8 protein-coding genes are annotated in these 11,865 nt (G+C 38.7%); 2 read left to right on the forward strand and 6 right to left on the reverse strand.

Annotation, left to right across the window (positions count from 1 at the left end; translation table 11 throughout):
• Together AAC037_RS00340 and AAC037_RS00345 are read left to right on the forward strand one after the other, a co-directional pair.
• The coding region (locus AAC037_RS00340; RefSeq protein WP_339900774.1) for a hypothetical protein at positions 1–244 on the forward strand (244 nt) is incomplete at its 5' end.
• 173 nt (positions 245–417) lie between these two features.
• Positions 418–1,110 carry a phosphatase PAP2 family protein gene (locus tag AAC037_RS00345; protein ID WP_339900776.1) on the forward strand — a complete coding sequence of 231 codons (693 nt, stop codon included), beginning with the start codon at positions 418–420 and terminating at the stop codon, positions 1,108–1,110.
• 169 nt (positions 1,111–1,279) lie between these two features.
• On the opposite strand, the gene AAC037_RS00350 is transcribed toward AAC037_RS00345, so the two are convergent.
• The 6 genes from AAC037_RS00350 to AAC037_RS00375 all read right to left on the reverse strand — a co-directional run bounded on the left by AAC037_RS00350 (position 1,280) and on the right by AAC037_RS00375 (position 11,349).
• Positions 1,280–2,869, reverse strand: a complete 1,590-nt coding sequence (locus AAC037_RS00350; protein ID WP_339900778.1) for an endonuclease/exonuclease/phosphatase family protein — start codon at positions 2,867–2,869, stop codon at positions 1,280–1,282.
• A 21-nt stretch (positions 2,870–2,890) separates the two neighbouring features.
• Positions 2,891–3,793: a metallophosphoesterase gene (locus tag AAC037_RS00355; RefSeq protein ID WP_339900780.1), complete on the reverse strand. Its 903-nt coding sequence runs from the start codon at positions 3,791–3,793 to the stop codon at positions 2,891–2,893.
• A 4-nt stretch (positions 3,794–3,797) separates the two neighbouring features.
• Complete coding sequence (locus AAC037_RS00360) at positions 3,798–5,588, reverse strand: RagB/SusD family nutrient uptake outer membrane protein (RefSeq protein WP_339900782.1); 1,791 nt, start codon at positions 5,586–5,588, stop codon at positions 3,798–3,800.
• Between the two features lie 19 nt (positions 5,589–5,607).
• Entirely contained in the window at positions 5,608–9,069 is a 3,462-nt protein-coding gene (locus AAC037_RS00365; protein ID WP_339900784.1) for a TonB-dependent receptor, read from the reverse strand.
• Positions 9,070–9,512: 443 nt separating this feature from the next.
• Positions 9,513–10,712 (reverse strand): FecR family protein, encoded by a 1,200-nt coding sequence (locus tag AAC037_RS00370; protein ID WP_339900786.1) that lies wholly within the window; start codon positions 10,710–10,712, stop codon positions 9,513–9,515.
• Positions 10,713–10,809: 97 nt separating this feature from the next.
• The gene (locus AAC037_RS00375; RefSeq protein ID WP_339900788.1) at positions 10,810–11,349 is read right to left on the reverse strand and encodes an RNA polymerase sigma-70 factor; all 540 of its coding nucleotides are present in this window, start codon (positions 11,347–11,349) and stop codon (positions 10,810–10,812) included.
• Between the last annotated feature and the right edge of the window lie 516 nt (positions 11,350–11,865).

Consider the following 11,865-nt stretch of genomic DNA (forward strand, 5'->3'; position numbering starts at 1 on the left):
TCTTCAAGGAAATAAATTGACCATTTTCCATCCCTTAAAAAAGGAGGATATCAACCTTGATGTTGATCTGCAAAAATGGAATGTCCAAAAAATTCAGACCTTATGGCGCGGGAAATTCTATTCTTTAAACCTCCAATTAAAGTCAGGCAAATGGAACAGGTTATATTCAAGATCATTTACCGGGAAAATTGCCCCTGTAATTGAATACCTTGAAAACACCTCTCCAGAAAAGAAGTCAAACTAATCTTTAATCTTCCCATTTTTGAAGCCACCTCTCAGGAGAAATGGCAATTAACTTAGCTATTAATCTCGGTTATATTCCGGGTAAAATTTCTATTAGCAAAATCAATTTTTTAAAATTTCCATAACAATGGTTTAACCGGTTATTGCTAGCTTGTGCTTACCTTTTCATTAGTTATGAAAAGAAAAAAGACCCGCGCAAAAATCTATTTTAAAGCCTACCTTTACATTATTATATCGGCCTGTCTCTTGCTCCCCTTCTACGAAAAAGGACAGTTTGAATTGATGGTAAACGAAAATCATTCTCCCCTCCTTGACTTGTTCTTTGCAGGGATTACTCATTTGGGTGATGGCGCAATAGTGATTCTTCCGATCTTAGCCATGCTTTTGGTCAAATACAGTTTTTCAATTTTTTTAGCTTGGTCCACGCTTATACACATGTTTCTGGTAACAATAGGTAAAAGGGTTCTTTTCCATGGCATGCCGAGACCTGCTGAATACTTGAAAGGTTTTGACTTTTATACGGTGCCGGGGGTTCCCATGAGCCATTGGAATACTTTCCCCTCAGGACACACCACAACTGTCTTTATGCTAACATGTGCTTTGGCCATGCTCAACCACAAGAGAAAAAATTACCAGCTGTTATTATTGGGTATCGCTATTTTAACCGGTTTTAGCAGGGTATATTTAATGCAACATTTCCTTCCGGATGTGATTGCAGGTTCTGCTCTGGGTGTTGCCTCTGCTTATGGAGGACGTTGGCTAACCATTAAGTACTTCTCAAAGAAAAAATACAGAAAAAGCCTTTTCCCAAAACGAAAAAAAGTACTTGGCCAAGTAAAATCATCACCGGTAACCAGTAAGCTATAGAAAGGCCTATAGATGAGATATCGAACATTAAATTAGGGAGCTTGGAATTTTTAATACTATGAAAGCGGTCTTGCACAAAAGCAACAAATAATTATAAAAGGCCGGAATAGATTACAACGAACTCCTTTCCGGCCTTTTAATAGCAAAAGTTAACCTTTTATTTTAAAAATTATTGGTAGACAAACTCAGTAAGAACAGCTGCATGGTCGGATGGGAACATCACAGGGTGTTTATCCACTACCTTGGAATCTACCATTTTCAATTTATTCCCTTTATAGAAAATATAGTCTATTCTAGGCCTAATATAATCACTACCATCACCTCGGTAAAAGGGCCAATAGGTAAAGCCCGGGGATTCAAGTGGGTTGGGATAAGCCTCTCTAAAACTATCGACAAAACCTGCCTTTTCCATTTCTAAGGAAACAGGCCATGCTACCTCATAACCATGATGAAGATCTTTGGTAGCAGAAGTCCAGTCCAGATGAGACTCAACATTAAAATCACCTGGCATTATTATTGGCGTTTCATCTGCAGATTGAAGGTATGGATTAATTTGCTTAAGTATTTCCACCACTTCCTTATGTCGCGTTTCACCTTCAGCAACAATAAGTTCCTTAGGGCTAAGTTTATCTTCTACCAAACTTTTTTGATAGTCTGGCAAATAATGCAGCCAAGTATCCAAAACCACTAATTCTTTATTACCGGGCAAATCCAACAATACCCCTCCAAAATTAAAAGGCCTAAAGGCTTTAATGGTATTTTTCACGGGGTATTTGCTTAAGATAGAAAGATTTGAACTTATCAGGTAAAAGTGGTACCCAAGGGCATCAGCTATCTCTTCTACAGAACCATAGGTCTCTATCAGCGTAATGATATCCGGATGATGTGATTTGATGGTTTCGATAACCCTTTCTAATCCTACCTGTTTGCCAAATCTATGTCCACCATGCCAAATATTCCAAGACATTAATTTAAAACTATCACTTAACACTGTTTGGTTTTTCTTTTGTGGATAATGTTTTTGGTAGGCCTGAACCAAAGTTTCCCTTGTTAATCCACCATTGACAATAGCAATATTGTCCAGATAACCATTAAATGCTTCCCACTGTCCCAGATAATCCCAGTTGCCTGCTGTCCCTCCAAAACCAGTTTTCAATTCACTTTGTAAATTTCCTAGACCGGGAATATTATAGATTCCTTTTTGCTCTCCATCAAAAAATAAGTAGAGATTCTCTGAAGCACGATCTATCGAGAAACCTATCTGGTGCCAATCTCCATCATTTATCTGCTGATGAGCCAAGGTGGGTTGATAAACATACTCACTTTTTCCATCACTGATATAAAGCTCCCAACCACCATAGAGCGTTGCGTTGATCATCCATCCTTTTTCTTCTTTACCTATTGCCTTTTTGTTTCCAGCAAGTATTGAACCCTGGAGGGCATTTTTCTTGGTTTTAACCCAAAATGAAACCCCAAACGAATCACGCTCTCCATATGGAAGCTTCAGACTTTCCTTGATTAGAATGGGCATCCTGAGTGATGCATCATTGGTAAGGTCAAGTGCTCTTCCCTCAAGTCCGGGTGCAAACCTTCGGACTTGGGTGTCAAAAACCACACTCGGTTTAGCCTGACTTACTTTGGTCTCGTAAAAGGGTGAGTCTTCTTCAAATTCAATTAACACATCTTGCCCATACACATGAAGCACAGCAAACAAGAATAGGCCAGTTAGGCTTAGGACCGCATTTACCTTCAAATTCATATTTTTTTCTTTCGTCTTGAACTAGATTATTTTTTGATTGTCCAATAGGGAATAATAGTTATTCTCCAGTGAACCATCCGAATACAGCTTTAATATGGCAAATCCGGGTGGTGTTTCCTGGTAATAAAAAGCATTGGAAGAGCGTTCATCTCCTTCTCCCCACCAATAGCCACTCATGGAGCCATTGCAGAAATATTTGACATCATTGTACCAAACACTGTCTAAAAGGTGCTGGTGTCCTCCAAGACAAACCTTTACCTTATCTTTGTATTTATGAAACAAAGCCTTAAGTTTCACCAGATCTCCGTGCTGGCCTCCTTCCCAAGAACCGGTTACAGATAAGATTGGGTAATGAGACATCAATAAGACAGGAGTATTGGAAGCTAATTGCTCCAATTCTTTTTTAAGCCATTGATATTGTTCTTCGTCCAATGTGGTTCCTTTGTTGTTACCATCCAGCACTATGAAATGCCATCCTCTTTTTCTAAAACTATAATACCTGTGAGGAATTCCAAGTCGCTTAACCACATAGGGAATGCCATACATTTCATCCTCTTCCTTATTTTCTACATCCCACCATGGATCATGGTTACCTATACAACTGTACATTTCAAAAGCTGAAGCACTATTTCTGAATTTATCCCATACTTCCCATTGCTGAATTACTTTCTCTCGACTTGTACCATCGTAGGATGCATCCATAATGGAGTCTCCTCCATTAAGAATAAAGTCAGGTTTATGGTCTGTAACTTCCTTGAGATAAGTTATGGCCCTTTCAGGAATGTCATTTCCAGAAGTAATGTGAACATCTGTGATATGTGCCACGGTGAGTACCGGTTTGGGCTTTCCTATAGCAACAGCAGGTGCAGCACTCGCTGCAACCACTGTTGATGTATTTCTTAAAATTTTTCTTCTATTCATCATTATTTTATTTCCAAAATTGATTTTGAACTAAATTGCTATTTAAGATTAACTGTTGTTGGGGCAAGGGACGATAATAGTAATTTGGACCAATAAATTGAGGGACATTATTCTTATTCTTTGTAAAATTAATAAAACCATGGTCTCCTTCTGACAAGTAAAAGCTCTGGGCTGATCCGTTTTCATCTTTTAAATAATACATGGACAAGTTTTTTTTTACTTCTGTAGATAATTCATCGAGTGGAGATTCCATTCCTGGAGCTTCTAAAATGGCAATGTCTTGCAGACCATCACCTGTGACATCAAATGCTCCCAATTGGGGGACATACATTCCTTGTTGGCCTCCGTCATATACTTCCCCTGCTGCCCATCTTAAGATATCCTGATATCGCAGGCCTTCACAGGCCAATTCCACCCTTCTTTCTCTTCTAATCTCCAATAATACTGCATTTCCTGCAATTTGAGGGTATCTGGAGGCAATAAGCTCATCTATTGATAACTTATCCATTTGCATGTCAGGCATCCCTGCCCTAGCTCTCAGGAGATTCACTGATTTGTTCAAATCATCTTGTGTAAGCAAGCCTAATTCCGCTTTGGCTTCAGCAAAATTCAATAGGGCTTCTGCAAACCTGAATATGGGCAAATCTGTAAAATTCAGGTTCCAGCCTAACCTTAAAGCCTCCTCGGGATAGAATTTTGCCTGCATGTACCCACCAAAATTGGGACTGGTTCTGGCTGGTTCTCCATCATCAGTTGTTTTAAAACCTGGGTAGGCTATTGTTGCCTTCATTCTTGGGTCACGATTTTCAAATACCTCTACAAAACCCTTTTTGTCCCATCCCGGAACCTTACTAAAAAAAGTACCATCTGTCATAAGGTAACTGTCAACAAGGTTTTTACTCAATGACCATTGCCAGTTGTATACTACGTGAGAATTATTTCCCACACCTAGTTTTTGGTCTGCATCTGCATAAAGAATCATTTCATGATTAGCGGATAAATCTGCACTTCTGAAAATTCCGCTGTAGTCTTCCGCCACATTTCCGGTATTGTAAATTTCCAGTGAACGGGCATCTATCAATTTCTTGGAGGCTTCCATGGATACATTTAACCAATCATTAGCTGTAGCCCCAAGGTTCAATTCCTCATGGTATTTCCTAAATGTACCTTCAAACAAAGATACTCTGCTTAATAACAGAAGTGCTGCCTCATTCGTTATTTTGGTTTTGTCACTTCCCGGTAGGATATTTGCGACAGCAAAGTTAAGGTCCTCCAATACGTTGTCCATAACATCCACTCTTGAATCTTGCGTCTTGTACAAGAGTTCTTCAGCATTGTCAGTAAGGTCAATGGTGTACCAAGGAACATCACTGTACCGTTTTACTTTTTCAAAATAATACCAAGCTCTAAAAAATCTTGCAATACCTATATAATGGTTGATTTCTGCCTGATCCCCCTGCACCCTGTCTGCACGGCTCAACATATAATTAATTCTTCTAAGATCTGACCAATCTGACCAACCTCCAATATTTCCTTCATTTAGACTCCCAATAAGCAACTGATCTGTCTCTGTACTACCAGTATAAAGCGATATATTATCAGTTCCAAGGTCTTCATAAGAGTAGCGCATTTGAGCATAGAGCCCATTGGTATATGTTTCCAAATCCGTTGCAGTATTGAAAAACTGGTCGGCAGTTATGTCCGTATGTGGATCCCTTTGCAGGAAATCATCATTACAAGCGCTAAATGTACTTCCCAGGGTTGCTACTAGGAAAAATTTATAAATAGTCTTTTTCATGATTTATTTGAATATAAACTTAAAGGGTAAAATTAACTCCTAAAGAATAAGTTCTTTGGAATGGATAAGTGGTGGTATTGCTGCTTCCTCCTGCACCTACTACTTCAGGGTCAAGTTTAGCTTTTAAATGAGAAACCTCGAAAAGGTTTTCTCCGGAAAAATAAAGCCTCAGGTTTTGAATTTTTAAACGGTCAAGCATCGCTTTAGGAAAGGTATAACCTATGGTTAGGTTTTTTAAACGTACATAGGCTGCATTCTGCAAATACCTCGTTTGAGGAATACCCAATTCAGACCTGTCTTCTGCAATGTATGATTTCACTCTAGGGAAATAGCCATCCGGCGTTTCCGGAGTCCAATGATCCAGGTTATGGGCCTGGACATTTGTCCATGGCTGAGCATAGACTCCCCAGAAATAATGGTTAGAAGCCTCGGGATACCAATCCTTTTTCCCCACACCTTGAAAAAACATTCTAAGGTCAAACCCCCTCCAGTCTGCAGACAAATCTGCACCATAGGAATACCTTGGCGTGGTATTGCCTATTTTCTTGAAATCACCATGATCTTCTAAGGTCCAGTCCCCCCTGTCGATCACCCCATCCCCATTCAGGTCAGAAAAGCGAAGGTCGCCCACATAAAACACATACCCTTGGTCATCAGAACCCACAGCAGTCTGGTCTAGTTGGTCTAATTCTGCTTCGGACTGGAAAAAACCATCATTGGTAAGACCCCAGATTTCACCGATGGTCTGCCCCTCATAATAGTCGTTAAGTAAACCCGTAGGGTTGTCGTATTTTAGAATTTCAGACTGATAATCTCCTAAATTGAATCCAACACTGTAATTTAATGGAGTACCAGCCATAGCTATTTCATCTCTCCAATCTAACCTCACTTCAAAACCCCTGGTTTCAAGGTCTCCCGCATTGATTTTCGGTTCGCTTGCACCAAGCACTGCAGGGAGGGTTTTTCCTTTGACCAACATATCCTTTGTCAACCGCGAAAAAACGTCAGCCGTAACACCCAATTTTCCATCCCAGAAACGCAAGTCTATTCCTAGGTTTTTACTTTGGACAGATTCCCATGTCAAAGAACCAGCCACTAAGCCTGCAGGAGACACAGTCTGAGGCCTTTGCCCACCAATAACCTGCCCTATTTGTCCGGAACCCATGGAAGGTATATACCCATAATCTGCTACCGATTGATTACCGAGGGTACCATAGGATGCTCTAAGCTTCAAAAAATCTAATTGTATGCTTGATTTAAGGGGTTGAAGAAACTCCTCTTCAGAAAGCACCCAAGCCATTGATGCAGAAGGGAAAAAACCGAAACGGTCTTCTTTTGGAAAACGCGATGAGCCATCGTACCTGCCATTAAACTCTACTATATAGCGGTCGTCAAAAATATAATTCATGCGATAAAAAACCCCTCTAACAGCCCAGTCTGAATAACCTTCATCTCCATTCCAATCTCCTGTTGCCAAACCTATGCTAGGTAAGTTGGTCGTAACCAAACCTCTTCTACTGGCCCAAAAATTTTCGTATATTCTGCTTTCCTGATTGAATCCTGCCAAAACTTTGAAAGCATGAACAGTATTGAACGTTTTGTCAAAATCGAGGTAAATATTATAGATAGTATGTTTGACAGCAGAGGCATTAGACTGAGCAAAATTAGGATTTGCTCCTCTGAACTGCACAGGCTGATCGGGTCCTGTTTTATAAGGTACAGCCATGTCATATGCTTTGCCATAGGAACTTATCCTCCGCAAAGTAGCATCTCCTTTCAATTGAAGAATGTCTTTTACCAAATTTGCTTTAATATCAAATTTGGTCATAATATCGTTATTGTCGGCAATATTTCTTCCGCCTTCTTGTAGCCTACCCAAAATCTCTGCTCCGGCTGAAGTCCAACTTCCATCAGGGTTCCTAGGCACATCAAGTGAATTGGTTCGGTTTACATTATGGAAAAACAACCATTCATTATAATAAGGTCTGTCATAGGTTGTATTGGCATAAGCCGTATTGTTTCCCAATGTAAGCCAATCGGTAAGCTTCATTTCCGTCTTGGCACGTAAATTTAATCGCTCATAGCTGTCGTTTCCATATTTAAGCATCCCATCTTGCCTGTAGTAACCCCCTGAAAAATAATAACTCAACTCTTTGTCTTTCTTTGACACGGAAAAGTTGGCAGAATAACTAGAACTCTTGTTTTTATAAACTTCTTTCATCCAGTTGGTCTGACCAATATACTGGTAGTAATCAGGATTGCTAGGATTCAAGATTACAGAAGGCAGGCTCGGATCCTGTGAACGTTCCAAAGCATAAGCCCTGCTTTCTTCAGGGTAAAGGTTATACAATGGCCAGGCCGCTTCGTGCTTATATTTCATTGCTTGGTAAGGATCGGTTACTATATCTGGGATATCCCCTAGCGTTCGCATACCATAAACCAAGCTCCCATTTACCTTTATTTCTGAAGAAGAAGCTCCTTTAGTAGTGATCAATACTACCCCAAAAGCTGCACGTGCACCATAAATGGCAGCAGACGAGGCATCTTTTAATACCGAAACACTTTCTATATCTGAGGGATTGATATTTGTAAGCTCTGAGGAAGTTACCGGTACGTTATCTACCAATATTAATGGGCTTCCTCCATTTAATGAGGTAAGCCCTCGAATATTAAAGGATGGACCATCTCCGGCTCTTCCGCTATTTCGTGTAATATTTAGGTTTGGAATGAGCCCTTGAAGACCTTCTCCTAAATTGGGTATTTGCCGATTTTCTAATTTTTCAGCCCCAACCATGTCTACTGCCCCACTGAGGTTTTCTTTCTTGGTTTCTCCATAACCTATTACAACAAACTCTGCTAAATCGGATGCACTTTGGCTCAGTACTATATCAAGTGGTTTGTCATTACTAACAACAATTTCCTGGGAAAGATACCCTATATAACTAACCACTATAGTGACCGGAAGATTATTGGATCTAATTTTGAAACGTCCATCTAGATCCGTGATCACTCCTTTTTCCGTGCCTTTAATTAGGATTGTTGCTCCAATGATAGGGCTTTGATCATCCTTGTCACGCACAACACCTTCAATGTCTTGATAAATTACTCTGGAAACCTCTTCGCTTTTTCTTCGGACTACTATGGTATTGTCCTTAATCTCATAGTGTAAAGGTTGATCTTTAAAACAGGCATCAAGGACATCAGTTATTGAGGCATTTTCAAAATTTATACTTCCTGGTTCGGCTATTTTTAGCACATCAGATGAATATAAAAAACTAATGCCCGTCTGAGCCTGAATATCTTTTATCACCTCAATAAGAGAGGCATTTTCTTTGTGAATACTAAGTTTTTGAGCAAATACGTTGGCAAAAACCTGTAAATAGGTTGATAAAACCAGTATTAGGGTTATCTGGCAAAACCACCTTAATTTAGCAGGCATACCTCTCCCGGTACTGCTCCTTTTGGATAGTGATCGATACATATTATACGGTCGGTTGGATTGTTTTAGCTATTGTTTTTGGTCACTCAGAGATCAAGCCTATCCATTAAAATTGGACAAGGTATCTGTAAATCCCTTTAATATCCTAATGAACAGAATTACACATTAATGGATTGGCTGTTATTGTCCTGTTTTATACCTAACAATTGCCCAGAATTATATCCTGAGCATTCAGGTTTTTATTATTCCTAATGTTTTAAATCCTGTTTAATAGAATTCACCAATTTGATCAATAGCATATGGTTTAACTAAGTAAATTATTATTTTAATTTAGGTAATGGTAACTATATTGTTCGAATCAAGCAGGTGGATTGCTTCCTTACACTCAATTCTTACTGTTACTTTTACCTCCTATATTCATTTCGTTAAATTGGGGGAAGGATAAATCTTCTTACATAGGCCTTTAATTTTATATGCGTATCAAATTATTTTACTGTAAGCTTATTAGCTGAGTTGAGGATGAAAGTCACTTCTCCTGTCAATTGCAAAAGATCCAAAACGGCTGAGATTTCTAGATCCTGAGAAATCTGACCACTGAATTTCTTTTGGTGGACTGATGAAGCAAAAGATACATCCACGCCATACCAACGCCCAATTTTTTTCATGATGTCTTCTAGATTTTCCTCCTCAAAGACAAACATTCGATCTTTCCAGCCTATAACTGAAGCAATATTCGCTGACTTTACCTTTATGGGCAAGTCAACTGAATTGCTTATAGCCTGAAAACCGGGAGTTAGCTTCACATATTGATTTGTAGTACCCACCTTAACTTCCCCCTCTATTAAGGTAGTTGCTATATAATCTTGATCCGGGTAGGCGGAAATATTAAATTCAGTTCCCAATACTTCCACACTAACTTCCGGTATACTTTCATTTTCTTTAAATACATTCACTAAAAAGGGACGCTCTATATCTTTGGCAACTTCCAGATAAACCTCACCTCGAATACTTACTTCTCGTTTCCCTTCTTCGAATTGGGAAGGAAAAATAATCTTTGAGTCAGCATTTAACCATACTTTGGTCCCATCAGCCAATTCTAGCATATACCTCCCTCCCACAGGTGTAATCAATTGGTTGAATTCAATTTTACTATTTTCTTTTTCTCCATCGGAAAAAGACATTTTGTCTTGGTGTACTTGAATGGACATGCTATTTTTATTGATAGTCATGCTATCCATTTTTCCTAGAACCATTTCTTCCCCGTCGCCTAAGATCAAAACTGCCTTATCTTCTCCCGGTTGTACATGAATGGGTCTGCTACTGGCCTGAAAACCAACATCTTCAACAGCATTTATTCCAAACCTGAAATATAAAGCGGATAGCAAAAGCCCACAAACCAAAACCGCAGCATATGGCCACCAAGTGGTAACCTTTTTTTCTTGAAGCGAATTTTGCTGAATTTTTCTTGCCACCTTATTCCAACCTGCTTCTGTATCCAAATTGTCCAGTCTATTTAAACTGCTATGCCAATCATTTCTTTTTCGGCCATGCAAAACAGCATTCTGAAATTTTTTATCTGTTGCAAATAATTGGTCAAAAAGCTTTTGCTCGGATTTTTCCAATCCATGGAGTGCTTCTTTTTTTATCAGCTCCAGATGTTTCCAATTGATTTTTTCTTGAATCAAATTTTCTACTTGTTTGTAGGTAAGACAACTTAAAAACAAAAAAGGGTGTCTCCACCCTTAATATTTTCCGAATTTAATTTTAAATTAATGTATTAAATCAGAATTTAACATAAGGATAATATAGGGATATCAACACAAAAACCATCTCAGATAAACGGGGCTTTAGAAGGGTTAAAGCTCTTTGGCGCTGTGATTTTACTGTATTTATTGATATTTGGAGTGTCTCTGCCACCTCACTATATTTTTTACCCTTGATAAATAGCTCCCGTGCTACTTTGCGACATTCCGACGGTAAATCATCTATAGCAGCATGGACTTCCGAAATTAGTTCAGCCTCAAGGATAGTATGCAATACAGGCAGGATATGCTCTTCCGGCTGGTTATCATTTTCAAAGGCCTGTTTCACCTTAGTATGTTTTAAAAAATTAAGAGATTTGGTCTTTACCGTGTGGTACAAATAGGACTTTAGGCTTTCATTGGAACTGTCACGGATTTCGGCCCTCTTGTCCCATAGTTTTACAAAAGCCTCTTGCACTATATCCTCAGCTATAGAATCCTGACCAACATAACGATTAGAAAACAATACAAGCCTTGAGTAATACGTTTCAAATATTTCCTTTAGTAATTGCTGATCCATTTCGTTTATATTTAAGGCAAAACTATTCCTAAACTTCCTAAGGGTAAAGAGAAAATCATAAGTTAACTAAAATTTAATGGAATGGACTTAAGCCTTTACATTTTACTTTCGGTTTTTCTTTAAAGATTTAAAGCTTACTTAAATGTTTTCACAAACAATTTACTGTATCCCAACTAAAATACAAAATTTTAATTAAGTCAACCTACTTAAACTAAGAGGACCTAATTTAAGATTCTACTAAACGGACTCGACTGCCAGCAATCCTTTCAAAAAAGCAATCATTTAAATCACTCTGCAGCTATTTAGCGCTTTACCTTCTCTATAAAGAAACAATCATAGGCCTCTCCCCTATTAAATAAGCTTTATTGCTTTGAATCAAACCCATTTTATAACCAACCATTCCTATTCGAAATTCATCATTAATTGTTTCCTTTCAAGTAATCGATTGACTTAAACGATGTTCACAATACTTACTAGCCTTTCCCTAGAAAACCTTCCCTTAACCTTATCAATAAA

The organism is uncultured Cyclobacterium sp. (assembly GCF_963976465.1).
GTDB lineage: Bacteria > Bacteroidota > Bacteroidia > Cytophagales > Cyclobacteriaceae > Cyclobacterium.